General features: G+C 65.4%; 19 protein-coding genes. 9 read left to right on the top strand and 10 right to left on the bottom strand.

Annotated elements, in window-relative coordinates; translation table 11 throughout:
- Positions 1-3: 3 nt before the first annotated feature.
- From ACXJKO_RS04455 to ACXJKO_RS04445, 3 genes are all read right to left on the bottom strand, one after another.
- Positions 4-429, bottom strand: a complete 426-nt coding sequence (locus ACXJKO_RS04455; RefSeq protein WP_457089877.1) for a YeeE/YedE family protein — start codon at positions 427-429, stop codon at positions 4-6.
- A gap of 12 nt (positions 430-441) precedes the next feature.
- A complete protein-coding gene (locus tag ACXJKO_RS04450; protein ID WP_457089876.1) occupies positions 442-777 on the bottom strand; it encodes an ArsR/SmtB family transcription factor in 336 nt (111 codons plus the stop codon).
- 261 nt (positions 778-1,038) lie between these two features.
- Positions 1,039-1,509 carry a pyridoxamine 5'-phosphate oxidase family protein gene (locus ACXJKO_RS04445; protein WP_457089875.1) on the bottom strand — a complete coding sequence of 157 codons (471 nt, stop codon included), beginning with the start codon at positions 1,507-1,509 and terminating at the stop codon, positions 1,039-1,041.
- A gap of 254 nt (positions 1,510-1,763) precedes the next feature.
- Between ACXJKO_RS04445 and ACXJKO_RS04440 the strand changes: the two genes are divergently transcribed.
- The 5 genes from ACXJKO_RS04440 (at position 1,764) to ACXJKO_RS04420 (ending at position 5,778) form a co-directional block, all read left to right on the top strand.
- Positions 1,764-2,045 (top strand): hypothetical protein, encoded by a 282-nt coding sequence (locus tag ACXJKO_RS04440; RefSeq protein ID WP_457089874.1) that lies wholly within the window; start codon positions 1,764-1,766, stop codon positions 2,043-2,045.
- 9 nt (positions 2,046-2,054) lie between these two features.
- Positions 2,055-3,038, top strand: a complete 984-nt coding sequence (locus ACXJKO_RS04435; protein WP_457089873.1) for a zinc-dependent alcohol dehydrogenase family protein — start codon at positions 2,055-2,057, stop codon at positions 3,036-3,038.
- A gap of 64 nt (positions 3,039-3,102) precedes the next feature.
- The gene (locus ACXJKO_RS04430) at positions 3,103-3,948 is read left to right on the top strand and encodes a universal stress protein (RefSeq protein ID WP_457089872.1); all 846 of its coding nucleotides are present in this window, start codon (positions 3,103-3,105) and stop codon (positions 3,946-3,948) included.
- Between the two features lie 48 nt (positions 3,949-3,996).
- Positions 3,997-4,434, top strand: a complete 438-nt coding sequence (locus ACXJKO_RS04425) for a universal stress protein (protein ID WP_457089871.1) — start codon at positions 3,997-3,999, stop codon at positions 4,432-4,434.
- A gap of 90 nt (positions 4,435-4,524) precedes the next feature.
- On the top strand, positions 4,525-5,778 hold the full coding sequence (locus ACXJKO_RS04420) for an MgtC/SapB family protein (protein ID WP_457089870.1): 1,254 nt from the start codon (positions 4,525-4,527) through the stop codon (positions 5,776-5,778).
- A gap of 71 nt (positions 5,779-5,849) precedes the next feature.
- Here ACXJKO_RS04420 and ACXJKO_RS04415 read toward each other — a convergent pair whose 3' ends face one another.
- From ACXJKO_RS04415 to ACXJKO_RS04405, 3 genes are all read right to left on the bottom strand, one after another.
- A complete protein-coding gene (locus tag ACXJKO_RS04415) occupies positions 5,850-6,164 on the bottom strand; it encodes a c-type cytochrome (protein WP_457089869.1) in 315 nt (104 codons plus the stop codon).
- Positions 6,164-6,568: a hypothetical protein gene (locus ACXJKO_RS04410; RefSeq protein ID WP_457089868.1), complete on the bottom strand. Its 405-nt coding sequence runs from the start codon at positions 6,566-6,568 to the stop codon at positions 6,164-6,166. The genes ACXJKO_RS04415 and ACXJKO_RS04410 overlap by 1 nt, the downstream gene beginning before the upstream one ends.
- Before the next feature lie 130 nt (positions 6,569-6,698).
- Positions 6,699-8,321, bottom strand: coding sequence for an MBL fold metallo-hydrolase (locus ACXJKO_RS04405; RefSeq protein WP_457089867.1), 1,623 nt, complete (start codon positions 8,319-8,321; stop codon positions 6,699-6,701).
- A gap of 80 nt (positions 8,322-8,401) precedes the next feature.
- On the opposite strand from ACXJKO_RS04405, the gene ACXJKO_RS04400 reads away from it, so the two are divergent.
- On the top strand, positions 8,402-9,097 hold the full coding sequence (locus ACXJKO_RS04400; RefSeq protein WP_457089866.1) for a DUF1003 domain-containing protein: 696 nt from the start codon (positions 8,402-8,404) through the stop codon (positions 9,095-9,097).
- A 6-nt stretch (positions 9,098-9,103) separates the two neighbouring features.
- On the opposite strand, the gene ACXJKO_RS04395 is transcribed toward ACXJKO_RS04400, so the two are convergent.
- A complete protein-coding gene (locus tag ACXJKO_RS04395; protein ID WP_457089865.1) occupies positions 9,104-10,930 on the bottom strand; it encodes a heavy metal translocating P-type ATPase in 1,827 nt (608 codons plus the stop codon).
- 414 nt (positions 10,931-11,344) lie between these two features.
- Between ACXJKO_RS04395 and ACXJKO_RS04390 the strand changes: the two genes are divergently transcribed.
- Genes ACXJKO_RS04390 through ACXJKO_RS04380 form a run of 3 tightly spaced genes read left to right on the top strand, consistent with a single transcriptional unit; the run spans position 11,345 to position 15,598 of the window.
- A complete protein-coding gene (locus ACXJKO_RS04390; protein WP_457089915.1) occupies positions 11,345-12,064 on the top strand; it encodes an ABC transporter ATP-binding protein in 720 nt (239 codons plus the stop codon).
- Entirely contained in the window at positions 12,061-14,409 is a 2,349-nt protein-coding gene (locus ACXJKO_RS04385) for an ABC transporter permease (RefSeq protein ID WP_457089864.1), read from the top strand. The genes ACXJKO_RS04390 and ACXJKO_RS04385 overlap by 4 nt, the downstream gene beginning before the upstream one ends.
- A 1-nt stretch (position 14,410) precedes the next feature.
- Positions 14,411-15,598 (top strand): efflux RND transporter periplasmic adaptor subunit, encoded by a 1,188-nt coding sequence (locus ACXJKO_RS04380; protein ID WP_457089863.1) that lies wholly within the window; start codon positions 14,411-14,413, stop codon positions 15,596-15,598.
- Positions 15,599-15,706: 108 nt separating this feature from the next.
- Here ACXJKO_RS04380 and ACXJKO_RS04375 read toward each other — a convergent pair whose 3' ends face one another.
- The 3 genes from ACXJKO_RS04375 to ACXJKO_RS04365 form a co-directional block, all read right to left on the bottom strand.
- On the bottom strand, positions 15,707-16,246 hold the full coding sequence (locus tag ACXJKO_RS04375) for a hemerythrin domain-containing protein (protein WP_457089862.1): 540 nt from the start codon (positions 16,244-16,246) through the stop codon (positions 15,707-15,709).
- A gap of 105 nt (positions 16,247-16,351) precedes the next feature.
- Positions 16,352-16,933, bottom strand: coding sequence for an NAD(P)H-dependent oxidoreductase (locus tag ACXJKO_RS04370; RefSeq protein ID WP_457089861.1), 582 nt, complete (start codon positions 16,931-16,933; stop codon positions 16,352-16,354).
- The gene (locus tag ACXJKO_RS04365) at positions 16,930-19,527 is read right to left on the bottom strand and encodes a cation-translocating P-type ATPase (protein WP_457089860.1); all 2,598 of its coding nucleotides are present in this window, start codon (positions 19,525-19,527) and stop codon (positions 16,930-16,932) included. The genes ACXJKO_RS04370 and ACXJKO_RS04365 overlap by 4 nt, the downstream gene beginning before the upstream one ends.
- Positions 19,528-19,531: the final 4 nt, after the last annotated feature.

Genomic DNA, 19,531 nt, shown 5'->3' with positions numbered 1-19,531 from the left:
GGCTCACATCCCGATGACGTGACGGGCGAGGAAAACCGTGGCGATGGCAGTAGCCATGAAGACGAGCGTCGCCACGATGGAACGCGGCGAGCCCCGGCCGATGCCGCAGACGCCGTGGCCGCTGGTGCAGCCTGCCCCCAGACGCGTGCCGAAGCCGACGATCAGGCCTGCGACGACCAGAAGCGACAACGAGGCATCGAGCTTAATGGCTGGCAGCGACCCGCCCGACGCGACATAGGCCAGCGGCGCGATGAACATCCCGGCCAAAAAGGCGAGGCGCCAACCGGCTTGGCCGCGCTCGGGCGGGATTAGGCCGCCGAGGATGCCGCTGATGCCCGCGATCCGTCCGTTCAACACCAAGAACAGAGCGGCGGATGCGCCGATCAGAAGACCGCCGATGAGAGCGGAGACGGGAGTGAAGTTGTCCATGATCAACTCCGATCAGCGGGACTTGTTGGTCTTGGCCGGCTTGCAATACAGCTCATAGAGCATGCCGAAGAGCTGCTCGATGCGGGGGTCGGCGATGCGGTACCAGATCGTCTGGCTCTCGCGCCGGGTGGTGACGATGCCCTCATCCCGCATCTTGGCCAGATGCTGCGACAGGGCCGACTGCGACAGACTCACCGCTTCGTTCAGGGAGGTCACATTGGCCTCGCCCCACTCCACGAGCTTGCACAGGATCATCAGACGGCGCTCGTTGGCGAGCGCTCGCAGGATATCCGCGACCTCGGTCGCCTTCTTTTCAAATAACTCCAGATCGAGTTCCACACGGGTCATACGCACGCCTCAGGAAAATAAGATATTTCTAATTTAGAATATACTGATATTTATGCAAGAGGGCTGGCACGGCGTCTGCGCCTGTTGCCGCGCCATTCATCAGTGAGCCAGCATTGCCCCCGCGCCGTCCCTGACTGAGCCACGGCTGCCGTGCCTGGTCGAATTTGCGTCGGGCGGACAGGACACATCAAATGGCTTGATGCTCGGCATCCCCCGGCCAGCGACGGGGGACGTCGCTGAAGGCGATCACGGACGATGAGTCTATGCAGGCGTCAGGCCGAGATCGTTGCTGACGAGATCTGTGTGGCCGAAGCCCTTACGGTAATCGAGGACGGAGACGACTTTCGGGACGACCTTGAAGAACGCGACGCCCATCAGTGCGCCCGAGGCATATTCTGCGATCCCCTGCGGGAACTTCTGGAGCAGGAGCCGCCCCGCCTGCTCGATTTCGTCCGGGTCCGTGAGGCGGTTTGCATGACCTCCAATCGAGACGCCGCGGATCTCGCCCCAGTTCGCGTAGGGCAGGTTGATCGTGAGCGACACCTTGCCGTTGCGACTGATGTTCCGGGATTTCTGGGAATCCTCCGAACATCCGAAGTAGATGTCCAACCCCTCGTTGGCGTAGCTGACCGTCGTAGCTTGCGGGTATCCGTCCTGGCGGATCGTCGCGATCGTCATGTCGTTCGCACGATCGAGAATGGACAGGATCTCTTCGCGAATACCTGAGTCCATGGCGGCGTCCTCACAACAGACGGACCTTATCGAGCTGACAACCTATGATGGCTTCGCTCTCAGCCAACCACTTTGATTTAGATCAATGCCGCGTTGGACAAAGCCATCCATGATCTGTGCAGGTTCATTGAGAATGGCCCCTCGGTTAAACGCCAAGCGGCCGCGCCTTTCCGACGGCATCCAGCCCGATCTTCGCGTACCATCACAGGGCGCGAGCGAGCTTTTCACGAACCGGAACKACAGCGGAGGGCTCCATGATCGTCCGTGATGAGCGTTTGCAGGCTCCAGGTGAGCGGAAGGGTGACCGGGTCTATGATCCGGACATCCTCCCCAAGCTTCAGACTCTGCTCGCAATCCTGGCTGACCTGGATGTCGCCCACGGGAGCAATCTGCTGGTGATTGAGAGCAGGCCAATGGACAACGCCCGCAAGGACCAACTGATCGCCGATCTGTGGCAGACCCATTGCAAGCGGCGCGCATCCTACCTTCGCGAAATCGAGGCGCTCAGGAAGCGGGCGGAAGCCGCGTTCGGTTGAGGCGGTGCCATGAAAGCCATGGTCCTCCACAAGGTCCGCACACCTCTGATCATGGAGGAGCGCCCGCTGCCGTTGCCAGGATCAAGCGAGATCCGCGTTGCGGTGGAGGCCTGTGCGGTCTGCCGCACCGACCTTCACGTGGTTGATGGCGATCTTCTAAATCCCAAGCTGCCAATCATCCCCGGCCATGAGATCGTCGGAAGGGTGGAGGTGCTCGGATCCGGTGTCCGCGATCGGAAGCTGGGGGAGCGCGTGGGCATTCCCTGGCTCGGCCATACCTGCGGACATTGCCCCTACTGCATCGCGGGACACGAGAACCTGTGCGACGAACCGTTGTTTACGGGCTACACCCGCGACGGCGGCTTCGCTTCCCATGCAGTAGCCGATGCGGCCTACGCCTTCGGCTTGCCGGAGGACGATGATCCCATTGCCCAGGCTCCGCTCCTCTGTGCCGGATTGATTGGCTGGCGTTCGCTGGTGGCCGCCGGTCCCGGCGACAGGATCGGCATCTTCGGGTTCGGCGCGGCGGCTCATATCATCACCCAGGTCTGCACCTGGCAGGGGCGGCGCATTTTTGCCTTCACGCGCCCGGGCGATGTCGCGGCGCAGGATTTTGCCCGCTCGCTCGGCGCCGCCTGGGCCGGGGGCTCCGATCAGGAGCCTCCCGAACGTCTGGACGCGGCGATCATCTTCGCGCCCGTGGGCGATCTCGTGCCTCTGGCGCTCCGCGCCGTGCGAAAGGGCGGCCGCGTCGTTTGCGGCGGCATTCACATGAGCGACATTCCGCAATTCCCCTATCGGCTTCTTTGGGAGGAGCGGCAGATCKTATCCGTCGCCAACCTGACCCGTCAGGATGCCTTGGATTTCCTGGTGATCGCTCCCAAGGCCCGGATCAGAGCACAGACGGTCCGTTATCCCCTGGAGGCCGCCAATGAAGCCTTGGACGACCYGCGATCAGGACGGCTTCAAGGGGCTGCGGTCCTGATCCCCTGATGGAGGACGAAAGCAGATGTCATCAGATTCAAAAACAGAGCGACACGTCGAGAGGGAGGATTCCATGCTCCAGAACATTCGCAGCATCCTGATCGGGATTACGGAAGAAGGGGATGCCGAGGAACGCTCGTCCGCCCTGGCCTACGGGCTGTCGCTCGCCCGGCAGGCGAACGCCCATGTCACCATCCAGGCTGCCTCCCTGAAGCTCACTCTGACCCACGCCTTCATCAGCGCCTTCGCCGAAGGGCTGGTGGTCGCCGAGAACCGCCGGCTGAATGCGCTTGCGCGCGCGGTCGCCGACTCGTCGCAACGGGCCGCCGCCGCATCGGGCCTCGCCTGCACCACGCAGGCGCCGCAGCTTGCCTACCCGGCCCTCATCAGGAGCTTTGCCTCACTTGCCCGCGCCCATGACCTGACGATCCTCGACGCGGAGCCGATTGCCCTGGCCGTCGACCGGGGACTGATCGAGGCCGTGCTCATGGACAGCGGTCGGCCTCTCATCGTCGTGCCACAGGATCGCGAGGCCTTCGCGGGAAGCAGGATCGTCGTGGCGTGGGACGGCAGCGCCAAGGCGGCACGTGCCCTCAACGACGCCCTGCCGTTCCTGCGGGCCGCCACTCAAGTCGAGTTGGTCAGCGTCACGGGCGAGAAGGACCTGGAGCACACTCTGCTGCCCGGCGTGGAGATCGCTCCGCATCTCACCCGCCATGGTCTCACGGTGAATGTCCTGGTGCTGCCGGCCAAGGACGGGGATGTGGCCGAGACCTTGCGCAACCATGCTCATCTGACGCGGGCCGACATGATCGTCATGGGCGCCTATGTCCATTCACGCCTGCGCGAAATGGTGCTCGGCGGCACGACCCAGTCCCTGCTCAGGAACACCCCGGTGCCCCTGTTCCTATCCTACTGACCTTAGAGGTCCGGCATTCGCGCACGCTCTTCACCAAGGGAGGTCCGCATGTACAAGAACATTCTGATTGCCACCGACGGCTCATCCCTGGCGACCCGTGCCGTCGAACACGGAGTCAACCTCGCCAAGTCGCTGGGTGCGAACGTCCTGCTCCTGACGGTCACCGAGCGCTTCCATGTCTTCGCCCTTGAGGCCGAGCAGTTGGAGGAAACGTCGGACTCGTTCAGGGAGCACATGCAGAAGCTGGCCGACCGTACCCTGTCCGAAGCTTCCGAAATCGCGCGCAACCTGGGGGTCGAGGCCACGACGCTTCAGATGGAGGACGACGCGCCCTATCGGTCAATCATCCGCATGGCCGAGGATCACGTCTGCAACCTGATCGTCATGGCTTCGCATGGACGTGGTGGGGTCTCGGCTCTCCTTCTCGGGAGCGAGACGATGAAGGTGCTCGCACACTCGAACATCCCTGTCCTCGTCGTGCGCTAGTGTGCCCTCAGGCTCGTTGCTAACGCTTGCACCTGCGGCGCCTTCGAGAGTGGTTTAGGGAACGGGCCGGGTGGTCTGACGGCATCTCTCATGACTGACAGCTTGATCCTGCGTCTCGGTTTTGCGCTGGCGATTGGCCTAGTCGTCGGGATCGAGAGAGGCTGGCGCGAGCGGGATGCTCCCGCCGGAAGCCGCACGGCGGGTGTTCGCACCTACGGGCTCTCGGGTCTTCTCGGAGGGGTCTTTGCGGCTCTGGCGCAGGCCGTCGGAGCCCCGCTGCTGCTGGCGGTCGGGTTTCTCGGCTTTGCCGCGGTGTTTGCGTGGTTCAAAGTCCGTGAGGAGCAGGCCGATGAGAGTTTTAGCGTCACAGGCGTCGTGGCAGCGCTGGCGGTCTTTGGCCTCGGGGCGCTGGCTGTCGCAGGTGATTCCAAAGTTGCGGCTGCGGCTGGGGTCGCGACCGCCGGACTTCTTACCCTGCGCGATCCACTGCATGGCTTCCTGGAGCGCCTGACTTGGCAGGAGTTGCGCTCTGCGCTGCTTCTCGCTGCCATGACGGTCATCGCCCTACCGAACCTGCCCAACGCAACCATCGATTCCTGGGGAGGCGTGAACCCGCGGGAGATCTGGTTCTTCACGGTGCTGACTGCGGGCATCTCCTATGCCGGCTACGTTGCGGTAAAAGTGGCGGGCCCGGCGCGGGGCGTGCTTTTGAGTGCTCTGGCGGGCGCCGTTGTCTCCTCCACGGCAGTCACCTTGGCCTTTGCGCGCCGCGCCGCGGCCGGGGAGCCCGCGGGCCTCCTCGCGGCCGGCGCCTCTCTGGCGGGTCTCGTCTCGGTGCCGCGGGTCGTCACGATTGTCGTGATCGTCCGTCCAAGTCTGGTGCCTCACTTCGCGGTGCCGGCTCTTATCGGCGGTGYCACCTTCGGAGCCGGCGCCCTGATCCTGCTGCGCCAGCCTGGGGAGGCCAAGGCGCCCGATCCCGAAATCGGCAATACGTTCGACCTGGGGCCGCTTCTTCTGTTTGCAAGCGCGTTTGCAGGCGTCGCCCTTCTGAGCGCTTGGGCGACGCAGCATTTCGGATCTGGCGGCATCTATGTGACGTCGGGGGTGTTTGGCGTCATGGATGTTGACGTGGCGACACTGACGGCCGAGCGCTTGGCCGGCACCAGCATTTCCCTGCCGGCCGCGGCCCGGGCCATCCTCCTGGCGATTGCCGTCAACGCGGTCATGCGCGTCGTTTACGCAGGCTTTGCGGGTCCAGTCCCGTACGCCTTGCGGTTTGCCACAGTCACGCTCGCGGCGGTCATCCTCGGTGGAGTCATGGCGATAGCCACCGCGATGTGATGTCAGGCTTGGCGTCGCTTCTCAGGAATCGCACGAACCATTGGCCTCGGCGTATCATCGAGCGCCTGGACCTATCCCTGAACGGATTGCAGATAGGCGAGCAGGTCGTTGATCTGAGCCGGATCGAGCTGGAACTGGGGCATGGACGGGTGGCCCGTCGTGATGCCTTCCGCGAAGGCCTCGGCAAGGTCCTCGACGGGATAACGCGTGTGCAGGGCCCGGAAGGGCGGCGCCTCGGGAATGGGGCTCTCGCCGACACGGCCGATGGCATGGCATTGGGAGCAGTTCGTCTGCGCGAACGTAAACCCGCGTTGCACCCGGCCTGATTGCGCCAGGGCGGTCGACGAGGCGCATGCGACGACAAGGAGGAGAGCGAGCTGCCTCATCATCGCTGCTCCCCTGCCATGCCGGGTTCCGCCGGAGTCACCGAGACGACCTGGAACGTGTAGGGCTTGCCGTCATCGTCCTCGATGGTGACATACTCGCCCTCAATGAAACGATGCTGATGCAGGTGATAGCCCGCTTCTTCGTCGCCGGGCCGATCCTGGTTGTAGTCGATCATCCAGGTCGCTCCTCCGGCCCCGCCCGGCCGATGGACCAGAACACCCTGGCGTTCGCCCTCGTCCGCCCAGAAGCGCCTGACCCGGCAGTGGTTCCGTTTCGCTCCCCATTCGTCCTGATCGAGGCGCCCCTCTGTATCGAGCGGCGCGGTGATCTCGTAGCCATAACGAGAGCTTCCCTCCGGAAACTGCTTGCTGCGGGCCAGGTGGAGCGTGACGTGATGGAGCATGGGTCCCTCCCGGGTATGGCCGCGCCTCGAACAGGACAGGCCATTGTGGCAGAGCGTAGGGGGAACTCGCTCCGGCACCTTGATCCTGATCAACTTGGAACCAAACGGAGATCTTAAAGCCGATCCGAGGCTATTCGCGGGCTCCATCCTTCAAGGCATCCCTGAGGCGCCGGATGATGACTCCCTTTGCTTTCCTGCCGGCCGCTGCGTCCACGGCGTCGTTGATCTCAAGAAGCAGCTCCGCGTAGTCGTTGTGCCAGTCCCGGTGCCCGGCGCTTGCGCTCGGCAGACGCTCCTCATGGCGCTCGATCCGGACCGCCTGGTCGCCCGCCAGATCATAGACATCGTCAATCTCCGGGATGGTCGCGCGTGGCACGTGGTCGAGGTCGGCAAGGGACGCTTGCAGCGCCTTGAGGGGCGCATCCTCCCCATGCACGAGGAAGACCCCGCGCCGGACCGGAAGGCGCTCGGCCAGCCAGGCCTTCAGCTCGGGCCCGTCCGCATGCCCGGAATAGAGGTCGAGCGTCCGCATCTTGGCACGCACCTTCACCTCCTCACCGTGGATCCGGACCTTCGAGGCGCCGTCCTGAAGGATCCGTCCGAGCGTGCCCTGTGCCTGGAAGCCGACGAAGAGCACGGTGGCCTCGTCCCGCCAGAGCCACGCCTTCAGGTGATGCCGGATGCGGCCCGCCTCGCACATGCCGCTCGCCGCAATGATGATATGGAAGCTGTGAATGCGGTCGATGGCCTTGCTCTGCTCGACACTCTCCGTGAAGCGGACCCATCGGGACTCGAGCGCCTGAACCAGGTCGGCGCCGTTCCTGAGTTCTCCGGCATGCCTCTTGAAGATGCCGCTGGCCTTCGAGGCCAGGGGCGAGTCGATGAAGATCGGGATGTCCGGCAGTTCGCCTGATTCCATCAGTTCCATGAGATCGACGAGGAGTTCCTGCGTCCTCTCGACCGCGAACGATGGAATGAGCAACACACCGCTCGGATGCATGGCCGCGCGGACCTCGTCGCGCAGCAATTTGCGGCGGCTCTCGATGGTGGTGCCTGCGCGATCCGTGTCGCCATAGGTGGATTCCAGGAGGACGTAGTCGAGGTTGCGGGGACCGTCAGGATCGGGTTGCAGGAGCTTGTGGTCGGGTCCGACATCACCGGAGAACAGAAGGCGCGTCGGCTTCCTGTCGCCGCCGGACGTCACCTCTATCTCGATAGACGCCGAGCCCAGAAGATGACCCGCATTCCAGTAGCGGGCCCGGAAGCCGGGGGCGACATCCTGCCATTGGCCGTAAGCCACAGGCCGGAACTGCGTAAGGCATGCAATGGCGTCCTCTTCCGTGTAGATCGGGGACACCGTCTCTCGCCCGCGGCGGCTGTTGCGGCGGTTGAGCTGGTCAACCTCCATCTCCTGGATGTAGCCGGAGTCCGGCAGCATGATGGACGCAAGATCGGCCGTTCCGGCCGTCGCATAGATTGGCCCGTCGAACCCGGCTTTCACGAGCTTCGGCACGAGACCGCTATGGTCGATGTGGGCGTGGGTGAGGCAGAGAGCGTCAATGCCGGCCGCGCGGAACGGGAAGTGCTGGTAATTGAGCTCCCTCTCCTCCTTCGATCCTTGGAACATTCCGCAATCGATCAGGACGCGGGCCGCTACCGTCTCGAGCAGGAAACAGGAGCCCGTCACGGTTCGGGCGGCGCCGTGGAAGTGGAGGCGAAGCGACAAGGGAACCTCCTGGATGCGAGGACGCATCAGCTAAGGAGAATGGCATCTTGGTACACCCTCGTCGAGCCGTTAGGTTTGATCCATGCCAAACCAGCGGAACGGCGATCATGACCTCCCACGCAGCGTCATCCAGCGGCACCTGTCCGATCACGGGCAGAACCTACCCTCCGAGAGAGTTCATCCTCATCGATCAGTTGCATCCGGCCCTGGCGGAAAGGATCCGGCAGGAACACCCGAACTTGACGGATCATAGCCGTGTCAGCCGAGCCGCGGTCGATCAATATCGCCTGCTCTACGTGGAGGAACTCCTGCGCCAGGAACGCGGGGAGTTGAGCCGGCTCGACAAGGAGGTGGCGCGCAGCCTCGCCGAAGGCATCCCGGTCACAGCCAATGTCGAGGAGAATTATGACGAGAGTCGCACTCTCGGCGAGCGGCTGTCGGACGGGCTGGCCACTTTCGGCGGAAGCTGGCCGTTTCTCATTGTCTTTGCCCTTGCGCTTGGCGTGTGGATCATCTTCAACGTCACGCGCGGGCCTGCGGCCTTCGACCCCTATCCGTACATCCTGTTGAACCTTCTCCTATCCTGCCTTGCCGCCGTTCAGGCTCCCATCATCATGATGAGCCAGAGGCGCCAGGAGGCGAAGGATCGATTGCGCTCCCTCAACGACTATCAGGTCAACCTGAAGGCGGAGCTCGAAATCCGGCACCTGCACGAGAAGATCGACCACCTGATCACGCGCCAATGGGAGCGGCTCGCGGAAATCCAGGAACTCCAGATCGAACTCTTGCAGGAGCGCCGCTGATCGTGATCAGGATGGCTCTGATCCCCACAAGGCCCGCAGGGCATTGAGGATCACGGCGACATCGATGGCTTCCTGGATCAGGGCTCCCTGCACCGGCGTCAGGTAACCCAGCCCGGCCACGATCATCCCGACGACGGACAGGCCGATCCCGGCATAGACGCTCTGGAGCGCGATGTGGCGGGAGCGGCGCGCTACCTCGATCGCCGCAGGGATCTTGTCGAGGCGATCGACGAGAAGGACCACGTCGGCCGCTTCGGCGGACGCGGCGGCACCTTTCGCGCCCATGGCGACGCCGAGATCGGAGGCGGCAAGGGCCGGCGCATCGTTGACGCCGTCGCCGATCATCATGACAAGTCCGTGCCGCTTCTCGTCCTGCACGATGCCGATCTTCCGCTCCGGCGTGAGATCGGCATGGACTTCGTCGAGATGCAAACCGACGGTGACCGCCTCCGCCACGTCGTGGCGGTCACCCGAAGCCATGATGATGCGGATAATCCCCAACCGACGAAGACTATGGATCACCTGCGCGGCCTCCGAGCGCAGTGAATCTGCCAGGATCAGGAGCCCAGCGGGTTCGCCATCGACTGCCACGGCCACCACGACCGACCCGATGGGATAGTGGCCGTCCGCAAGCGCCCCAGTGGTCTTCGGAACACGTTGCGAGACGAAACGGACTCCCCCCACAACCACACGGCAGCCATCGACGATCCCTTCCAGCCCCTCGCCCGGGATCTCCTCGACGTCCGTGGGAGGCCGGAGATCGAGCCCCCTGGACTGCGCCTCCAAGACGAGAGCACGCGCAATGACGTGCTTCGATGCCTGGTCGAGCGACGCTGCAAGCTGGAGAAGCTTCTCAGGGGATGGTCCCGCCACCGGGCGAATGTCGACGATCCGCGCTTGCCCGTGTGTGAGGGTGCCGGTCTTGTCGATGACTAGCACCCGCACGCGGGCGAGCGCTTCCAGTGCCCTCCCGCCCTTCACCAACACACCGGCCTTCGCGGCGCGAGATACCCCCGACACGATGGCCACGGGCACGGCAAGGATGAGAGGACACGGGGTCGCGACGACGAGCACGGCCAGGGCCCGGATCGGATCGCCGCTCCACAGCCAGGCACCACCGGCGAGCACGACCGTCAATGCGAGGAACGCTATGGCGAACCGATCCGCGAGCCGCGCCATGGGGGCCTTCGAGGCTTGCGCGGCTTCGATCAGGCGGACGATGCCGGCATAGGTGCTCTCGGCGGCGCGATGCGTGGCCGACAGATCGAAGGCGCCGCCCACGTTCGTCACCCCGCTGATCACAGGCTCACCGGCTGACTTCTGCACGGGGATCGACTCGCCCGTCAGTGCCGACTGGTCGAGGATAGCCACACCCTCCACGACGACCCCGTCCACCGGCACCACATCCCCTTGGCGGATGAGCAGACGATCTTTGATCTCGACGGCGTCGAGAGGAACCTCCTCAAGCCTGCCGTTGCGATGGCGGACGGCCGTGCGCGGCACGCGCGACAGAAGGGCCGTCATCTCGCGGTTGGCACGGCGCTCGGCGAAGCTCTCCAGGTACTGTCCGCCCGCATACATGAGCGCGACCACAACAGCCGCGAGGTGCTCCCCGAACGCAAGAGCACCCGTCATCGAGAGGGCGGCGACGATATCGAGCCCTACGTCCCCCCGCCTGAGGCTTACCACGATCTCGACGAGCAAGGTGCCCAGGACCGGGACGGTCGCCGCGGCCCAGATTGGCCCGGACCATTGCCCGGCTCCCGCAAGACGCGCTCCAAACCCCGCGACCAGCCCTAGCGTGGGCAGGATCACCAGGACCGGACGGATCACCCTACGGAACCTGTGCAGCAATGGCACAGCAGGAGCATCCGGAGGCGGAAGCCCGGCGGACGCCGAAGGATGGAGTTTCTCAGAGCCGAGCATCAAGCAAGGTCCATGGATGTGGCAGCACAATAGTGAGATCATCCAGAGCGCCCATCAACCCAGGTCCATCCCGGACGGCCCAAGATGGCCGAAGGAATGGGTCGCGGCAGAACGAACATGGTGGCATCATGGCAGCCGGACGTATGAGGTCCATGACCTTGATCAAAGGCATGCATGGACGGATCAGCCCTCAACACGGATTGCGGCCGATCAAGGCGGCGGGCGCGGCTCAGGGCTTTTGCAAGGACGAGTGGAGAGGAGTTCCCCAAGGTGGCCGCGATACCCGCTCCCATCAGCGAGGGCTCGTCGATCAGCGAAGCCGTGCCGCACGGCGCGCCGGCCCCCGTCTTCGTCGCCCGCGGCTTGTGCAAGACCTATGGCTCCGGTGAGGCTCTCGTCTTTGCCCTGCGCGACGTGGACCTCGACATCTACCAGGGCGAGTTTGTCGTCCTGCTCGGCCCCTCCGGCTCGGGCAAGTCGACCCTCCTCAACATCCTTGGCGGACTCGATGCCCCCACCTCCGGCAAGGCCACCTGGCGCGACCACGAGCTGACCGGGGCCTCCGAGGCGCAGCTGACCGAATACCGCCGCGAACATGTCGGCTTCGTGTTCCAGTTCTACAACCTGATCCCGAGCCTCACCGTGCGTGAGAACGTGCAGCTCGTCGCCGAGATCGCCGACAACCCGATGAAGCCGGAGGAGGCGCTTGCCCTCGTTGGCCTGTCCCACCGGCTCGACCACTTCCCGTCCCAGCTCTCTGGCGGTGAGCAGCAGCGAGTGGCGGTCGCCCGCGCCATCGTCAAGCGGCCGGACGCCCTGCTCTGCGACGAACCGACCGGCGCTCTCGACGTCGAGACCGGCAAGCTGGTGCTCGCCGCCATCGCCCGGGCCAATGAGGAGGTGGGCGCCACCACCATTGTCATCACCCACAACACCCCCATCGCCGGCATGGCCCACCGCGTCCTACGCCTCAGCGGGGGCCGCATCGTCGGCATTGACGTGAACCCGCACCGCGTCTCGCCCGAGGAGCTGACCTGGTGAGCGTGCTCGACCGCAAGGTGCTGCGCGATCTCTGGAACCTGCGAGGCCAGGTGCTCACCATCGCGCTCCTCGTCGCCACCGGCGTGACCGTCCTGGTGGGCTCGGTCAGCACCTATGCGTCGCTGCTAAGCACGCAGGAGACCTATTACCGGGACAGCCGGTTCGCGGACCTGTGGTCGGACATGAAGCGGGCGCCGAAGAGCCTGCTCTCCAGCCTGTCCAAGATCCCGGGGGCGGCACTCGTCGAGGCGCGGGTCGTCAAGGACGTGCGTGTCGCCTGGCCGCAATCCGATCTCTCGGTCGCGGGCCGCGTCATCTCAATTCCGGTCAACGGGCAGCCTCAGCTCAACCAGCTTCATCTGGTCAAAGGACGCTGGATCGATCCGCTCCGGCGTGACGATGTCCTCGTCAATGTCGGCTTCGCCGAGACATGGGCCGTCGTGCCCGGCGATCCCATCGAGGTCATCCTGAACGGACGCATGCAGACGTTTCATGTGGCGGGGATCGCCCATTCGCCCGAGTTCGTCTATGCCTCACGTCCCGGCAACCCGCTGCCGGACGACCTGACCTTCGTGGTGCTCTGGGCCGGCGAGGACGCCGTCGCGGCGGCCTTCGACATGGAGGGCGCCTTCAACAACCTTGCCGTATCCCTCGCGCCCGGCGCGTCCGCCGCCGTCGTCATGGCGGCGCTGGATGACCGGTTGGATCCCTACGGTGCGCCCGGAGCCTATGAACGCCGCGATCAGCCGTCCCACCGCTTCCTGTCGGACGAGCTCGCCGAGCAGCGGACGCTCGCCATCACCGTCCCGGTGGTATTCTTCGGGATCGCGGCCTTCCTGCTCAACGTGGTGCTTGGCCGGCTCGTGGAAGCCCAACGCGAGCAGATCGCTGCGCTCAAGGCGCTGGGCTTCCCGACGCTTCCCATCGGCCTGCACTACGTGAAGTTCGTCGCTGCGGTCTGCGCGCTGGGATCCGTCGCGGGGGTTCTCGTGGGGATCTGGTACGGCCACGGCATGCTGAACAACTACCGCCCCTTCTTCCGCTTTCCGGAGCTGGCCTACACCTTCCCGCCCTGGCTGCCCGTTGCGGCCCTGGCGGTGAGCTTTGGGGCGGCGGTGGCTGGCGTCCTCGCGTCCGTGCGGCGGGTGCTGCGCCTCACGCCGGCCGAGGCGATGCGCCCTCCGGCGCCCGCCGCCTTCAGCCGGGCCCTGGCGGGCGGACGGATACGGCCCGGCGCCAAGATGGTCCTGCGGGGCATCATCGGGCGGCCACTCCGGTCGCTCCTGACCATCGTCGGACTGGCCTTTGCAATCCCGATGATCGTCCTCGGCCTCTTCTGGTGGGACGCCCTCGACCACATGGTCGCCGTGCAGTTCGATGGCATCGAGCGCGGCGACGCCTTCGTGACCTTCTCCGACCCAGTCTCCAGCCGGGCGGTTCGCGAGATCGGGCACATCCCCGGTGTCCTCACTATTGAGGGGCAGCGGATCGTTCCGGTCCGCCTGCGGGCCGGGCACCGCACCTACCGGATCGGCCTAACAGGCCTGACTGAGGGATCGGAGCTGCGGGTGCCGCGCGACAGCGACTTGGCTGCCCTGCCCGTGCCGCGTGACGGGGTGATGATCAGCACCGGGCTGGCCGGGAGACTAGGGGTCGGGATCGGCTCGGACCTGACGGTCGAGGTCCTCGAAGGCGAGAGGCCGATCCGACAGCTCCCGGTGGTGGCCCTTGTTGACGAGATGCTCGGCTACAGCGCCTATATGGAGATCGGCAGCCTCAACCGTTTCATGCGCGAAGGCGACCTTGTCTCCCATGCGGCGCTGCGGGTCGATCCGGCCCTCGCCACGGAGGTTTGGCGACGCCTCTCGGAGTTCCCGCGCATTGTCTCCACGTCTGTGAAGTCCGTCTGGCTGCGCGTGTTCGACGAGAAGATCGCCGGCATGGTGTTGATCTCTGCCGTCGTGCTCACGGCCTTCGGCCTTATCATCGCAGTCGGTGTCGTCTACAACAGCGCCCGGATCGCGCTGCAGGAGCGCGCTTGGGAGCTCGCCAGCCTGCGGATCCTCGGGTTCAGTCGGGCCGAGGTGTCGCGCATCCTGCTGGCTGAACTCGGGATCGAGATGCTGGTCGCGATCCCGCTCGGGCTGGCCATGGCGCAGGGCATCGTCGGGCTTCTTCTCGGATTGCGCGACACCGAGACGTTCCGGATCCCGGCGGTGATCAGCGAGGCAACGTTCGCGACCGCCGCCCTGACAGTCGTGGCTGCCGGAGTGGTCAGCACCCTCCTGGTGCGGCGCCGGATCGACCGGCTCGACCTCGTCGCCGTTCTCAAGACGCGAGACTGAAATGCGGTGGCTGACGCGTATCACGGTGTCGGTGGCCCTGCTGGCGGTGCTGGGCGGGGCGATCTACTGGGCGTTCCGGCCGAAGCCCATCCCCGTCGAGATCAGCTCAGTGACGGAAGGACCGTTTCGCGCCACAATGGAGGAGGACGGGCGGACCCGGGTGCGTGACCGCTATGTGGTCTCGGCGCCGCTGGCAGGACGGCTGCTGCGCGTGGAGATCAAAGCCGGCGATCCGGTGAAGGCGAACGGGCGTGTGGCGACCCTCATGCCTTCCCTGCCGCAGCTTCTGGATCCCCGCACCCGGCGCGAACTCGAAGAGCGGGTGGGCGCCGCCGAAGCCACCATCCAGGAGGCGGACGCCCGCAGGGAACGGGCCCAAGCGCAGCTCTTGCAGGCGCAGGCCGACGTCCAGCGCGTGCGCACCCTGCAGCAGAGAGGGGTGGCCGCGGTTCAGCAGCTGGAGCGGGAGGAGCTTAGCCTTCGCTTTGCCGAACGCGACCTGCAGGCCGCCACGTTGCGCAAGCATGCGGCCGAACACGAGCTCGATCAGGCCCGCGCCATGCTGCGCCGCTACGACCAGCCCGAGCCTAGCGAGGGCTGGGAGATCACCACGCCGGTAAGCGGACGCATCCTGCGGGTGACGCAGGAGAGCGAAGCTGCCGTTCCGGCAGGGGCACCGCTTGTCGAGATCGGGGACCCGGACGACCTTGAGGTGATCGTCGACGTGCTCACGACAGATGCTGTCGCCATCCGGCCGGGTGCGCCGGTCGAGATCACGCGTTGGGGTGGCCCTCGGGACCTCCAGGGCCGGGTGCGCTTGGTCGAACCATCGGCGTTCACCAAGGTGTCGGCATTGGGCGTGGAGGAGCAGCGGGTCTGGGTGGTGATCGATATTACCTCGCCGCGGGAGGCGTGGATGGCGCTGGGCGACGGCTACCGAGTCGATGCCCGGATCATCGTGAACGAGATCCCCAAGGCCACGCTCGTCCTGGCCGGTGCGCTCTTTCGGCGGGGCGACGGCTGGGCGGCGTTCGTCGTCGCCGACGGTGTCGCGCAGGCGCGGATGGTTATGGTGGCCCATCGCTCGGGCCAAATGGCCGCTATTTCGGACGGGCTGCGCCCGGGCGAGCGGGTAGTGCTCTATCCGCCGACCGCGCTCTCGGACGGAGCGTCGGTCCGGGAGCGCTGATGGCTGCCGTGGCTGGCGCAGGCTCTTCCGTCGATGACGTGATCGCGCCTGGAGGCGACCGTTACGGTGTTCCCAACCCGGCCCGGGTCACGGTCGATGGAACGATCCTCAGTGAAGGTACTTCGCCTTCAGCGCGTGAAGCATGTGATGAAGCTCCTCATGCCGTCCATGCCCGATCACCTCGTCCTCGTGCTTTACGAATGCGCGATGAAGCGTATTCAATTTAACTTCGTCAAGGACCTGCTCCGCCGTGGGGAACAGGATCTTGTTCTCCCTCTCGATGTGGGCCCTGAGGTGACGTGAATAGGCCTTTGCGGCTGCAGAGAATTGTTCAGGCTGGAGCACTGGGTGGCTCGCCTCCTCCATCGCCTTGATGAGGGCCCGCCCCTGCTCATGCTCGGACAGTAGCGTGGGAACAGACGGCTCCCGTTCTGATGCTCCCGCCCTAGTCAAAGCAGGGAACAGCATTCTCTCCTCCTTGCCGTGGTGGCACTTATCCACGAACTCTTTCAGGAAGCTGATGAACGCCGCAATGTCACCGGTTGCGGCGGCGCCCTGCCTTGCTTCGACTTCGATACGGTCGAGGATATCCAAGGCCGAGAGGATCGCGTCATGTTCGCGCCTGAGATCGTCAATAGCCTGGCTCATGATCGTCTCCTGTGAGTGCGATTGTCGTCCCTTGCAGCGTCTGCATCAACCTTGTCGATCCGCGGCAGTCGGCAGACTGGTAAAACCAAGAAGCCCACGCAATGGTCATCGAGCCCTCTTGCCGAGGCGGCGCATGGCATCGAGCCATGCCGCCCGTTTGGCGTCGTTCATGCCCTCGATCAAGCCGATGAGCGTATGCCGGTTTGGGCCCATGCCGACGAGGGACAGGATGCTGCGCTTGAGGCTCTTGAGGCTGTGCGCCCCAAAGTACCATCGGTAGACGAAGGCGGGCATGCCCATGGTGATTACGATCCGGGAGGATCTACCCTTGAGCGCGCTCTTCCAACTCGCGCCTTCCCGGCCGCCCGTCATGAAGGCTGGGCGCAGAGCCTGCTCCAGAAAACCCTTGAGGAGGGCCGGCATCCCTCCCAGCCACAGCGGATAAATGATCAGCAGATGCTCGGCCCATTCAATCGTCCGTTGAGCTTCCGCAATGGCGGATGGAGGCGGGGCGCCGTCCCAATCGGCTTTCGAGCGCAACAGCGGGAAGTCGCGGTCGGCAACCATAATGAGACGGACCTGATGGCCGCCTGCGAAGGCCCCTTCCGCGTAGGCCTCTGCCAACGCGTGGCAGAAATGCCCGCCGCCGGATGTGGGATGGCCCTGGATGAGGGCGATGCGCGTCATGCCGTTGTCCGCTGCTCGTTGCGTGGTGCCCACACTGCCCGGAGTCGCTTGGCCAATCCGAACCAACCGCCGGCGAGAACCGCGACTGTCAGGGTAATCGCCAACCATGTCTGGCTCGGCGCTGCGATACGAAGGATGGCGGATAGGGGTGGAACATAAAGGATCGTGACAACGAGGACGGTAGCCCCGGCTCCGATCCCCCAGAACGCGAGTCTCCTGCTGTCGAAGAAGGAGGTTCCCGGCTCGGCCGCGTCGGCGAAGGCGAGAACAAGGTTGCCGAGCACCAGGGCGACAAAGGCCACAGCCCGTGCCTGCATCTCGGGGACGCCGGCATGCAGCGCCCACACATAAAGGCCGAGGACGGCCCCAAGAACGACGGTTCCCTGAATGAATCCGAGCACGACCTGCGAGGCGCCGAAGAGTCGCTCGGTGGCGGGCCGCGGCGGCTTCTCCATTGCATGCCGCTCACTGGGTTCCCCCTCGAACACGAGCGAGCAGACCGGATCGATCACCAGTTCCAGCAGGATCACGTGCATCGGATACAGGATCGGCGGCATGCCCATAACGAGGGGCAGCAGGGCCAGCCCGGCGATGGGCACATGGATCGCCGTCACGTAGGTCAGCGCCTTGCGCAGGTTCGCAAAGATGCGCCGCCCGAGCCGCACGCCGCCGATGATTGAGACGAAGCGGTCGTCGAGGAGCACGAGATCCGCGGCCTCCCGGGCCACGTCGGTGCCACGCTGGCCCATGGCGATGCCGATGTGGGCGGCTTCGAGCGCCGGCGCGTCGTTGACGCCATCCCCGGTCATGGCGACGACCTCGCCATTGGCCTTCAGCGCCTCGACCAGCGTGAGCTTCTGCTCTGGCATGATGCGGGCGAAGATCCGGATCCCCCGCACCCGCTCGCGCAGGGTCTCCGGATCGAGGTCGGCCACCTCGTTGCCCGTGAGCACGCCAGCGCTCGTGTCGATCCCGGCCTGGCGGGCGATCTCCCGGGCCGTGGCCGGATAGTCGCCCGTGATCATCGCAACGGTGATCCCGGCCCGCTTCGCCTCGGCGACGGCCTGCGGGACATCGGATCGGACCGGATCCGCGAAGCCGATCAGGCCCTCGAAGGTGAACGCCAGGTCCTCGGGTGCGGTCGGGTGGTCGTGATCGTCGCGCCGGGACGCCACTCCGAGCACCCGAAGGCCGCAGCTCGCCAAGCCCGAAACCACCTTGTCCATGGTGTCCCGTTCGTCGTCGCTCATGTGGCAGAGCCGGAAAATCGCCTCCGGCGCCCCTTTCGCCGCGAGCAGGACGCCGCCGCGCGGTTCCGCCCAAACCTGGATGAACGCCAGAAGCTCGGGACGGAGCGGATAGGTTCGGAGTGGAGCCCCGACTCCATCTGGCTCTGACGGAGGTTGCACACCCAATTCATGGACGGCCCTGTCCATCGGGTCGACGGGGCGCACGGCCGAGGCAAGGGCAGCAACCTGAAGCGAATGCACAACAGACTCGGGCAGCCTACTACCGTCCTTGAGCTCCTGAAGTCTGCCGTCCCGCCAAACCGTGGTGAGAGCCATCCGGTTTTCGGTCAGCGTGCCGGTCTTGTCGACGCACAGAAAGGTGGCTGCCCCGAGCGTCTCGATCACCGCGGCGCGGCGCACCAGCACCTTCTGGCGGGCGAGGCGGAAGGCCCCGAGCGCCATGAAGATCGCCAGCACCATCGGGAATTCTTCCGGCAGCAGCGCAATGGCCAGCGTGATCCCAGACAGGGCGCCTCCGACCCAGTCGTCCCGCAACACGCCATATGTCACGGCGACAAGAGCGCAGAACCCAAGCGCGAGGATGCCGAGTTTGGCGATCAAGGCGCCCGTCGTCTTCTGCAGCAGTGTCGGCTCGTCCTCGATGGCGGCCAGCGAGGCGCCGATGCGCCCGAGCCGGGTCGAGGTGCCGGTGCGAACGACGTGAACCATGCCTTGGCCGCGCACGTTCAAGGTCCCCGCAAAGAGATACGGGGTGTCATCTCCCCCCGGCTCGGGATCACCGACATCCGTGACCTGATCAGCCGATGGCCGTTTGGAGACCGGCACGGACTCGCCCGTGAGGGCGGACTCGTCCACCGTCAGCGCATCGCCGGCGATCAGAATACCATCGGCGGGCAGGCGCTCCCCTTCGCCGACAAGGATGAGATCGCCCGGCACGAGTTCGCGCGCCGGGATGCGTCGCTCGCTTCCGCCGCGGATCACTCGGGCGAAAGGCTCCGTGAGTTCGCGCAGGGCGGCGAGCGCCCGCTCGCTCCTGGCTTCCTGCAGCACGACCAGCCCGATTGTCACGGTGGCGCCGGCCATCATGAACAGGCCCTCGCCGATGTCGCCGAGCACCAGGTAAAGCCCCGCCGCGGCCAGCAGGAGCAGGAACATCGGCTCGCGCAGGATTCCACGGACAATGTCGACCAGGCTGCGGGAGCGCTTCCCCGCGACTGCGTTGGGCCCATGCCGCGCGAGGCGGCCCTGCGCCTCGGCCTCGTTGAGACCGGTCAGGCTCGCAGGCATGACGGCCGGAGCGCCAGTCTCATTGTGGTTCGACGCGCCCCGCGCCTGCACAGGCATGCCC

This window comes from Microvirga sp. P5_D2 (assembly GCF_054049475.1).
The sequence above is the reverse complement of the archived record's forward strand: the minus strand, read 5'-3'. Positions and strand labels throughout refer to the sequence as shown.

Coding starts and splice junctions, on each gene's coding strand:
- ACXJKO_RS04370 (WP_457089861.1), bottom strand. CDS start 16,933: ATGACGCGCATCGCCCTCATCCAGGGCCATCCCACATCCGGCGGCGGG.
- ACXJKO_RS04450 (WP_457089876.1), bottom strand. CDS start 777: ATGACCCGTGTGGAACTCGATCTGGAGTTATTTGAAAAGAAGGCGACC.
- ACXJKO_RS04380 (WP_457089863.1), top strand. CDS start 14,411: ATGCGGTGGCTGACGCGTATCACGGTGTCGGTGGCCCTGCTGGCGGTG.
- ACXJKO_RS04405 (WP_457089867.1), bottom strand. CDS start 8,321: ATGCGTCCTCGCATCCAGGAGGTTCCCTTGTCGCTTCGCCTCCACTTC.
- ACXJKO_RS04445 (WP_457089875.1), bottom strand. CDS start 1,509: ATGGACTCAGGTATTCGCGAAGAGATCCTGTCCATTCTCGATCGTGCG.
- ACXJKO_RS04415 (WP_457089869.1), bottom strand. CDS start 6,164: ATGAGGCAGCTCGCTCTCCTCCTTGTCGTCGCATGCGCCTCGTCGACC.
- ACXJKO_RS04425 (WP_457089871.1), top strand. CDS start 3,997: ATGTACAAGAACATTCTGATTGCCACCGACGGCTCATCCCTGGCGACC.
- ACXJKO_RS04365 (WP_457089860.1), bottom strand. CDS start 19,527: ATGCCTGTGCAGGCGCGGGGCGCGTCGAACCACAATGAGACTGGCGCT.
- ACXJKO_RS04410 (WP_457089868.1), bottom strand. CDS start 6,568: ATGCTCCATCACGTCACGCTCCACCTGGCCCGCAGCAAGCAGTTTCCG.
- ACXJKO_RS04430 (WP_457089872.1), top strand. CDS start 3,103: ATGCTCCAGAACATTCGCAGCATCCTGATCGGGATTACGGAAGAAGGG.
- ACXJKO_RS04400 (WP_457089866.1), top strand. CDS start 8,402: ATGACCTCCCACGCAGCGTCATCCAGCGGCACCTGTCCGATCACGGGC.
- ACXJKO_RS04455 (WP_457089877.1), bottom strand. CDS start 429: ATGGACAACTTCACTCCCGTCTCCGCTCTCATCGGCGGTCTTCTGATC.
- ACXJKO_RS04440 (WP_457089874.1), top strand. CDS start 1,764: ATGATCGTCCGTGATGAGCGTTTGCAGGCTCCAGGTGAGCGGAAGGGT.
- ACXJKO_RS04375 (WP_457089862.1), bottom strand. CDS start 16,246: ATGAGCCAGGCTATTGACGATCTCAGGCGCGAACATGACGCGATCCTC.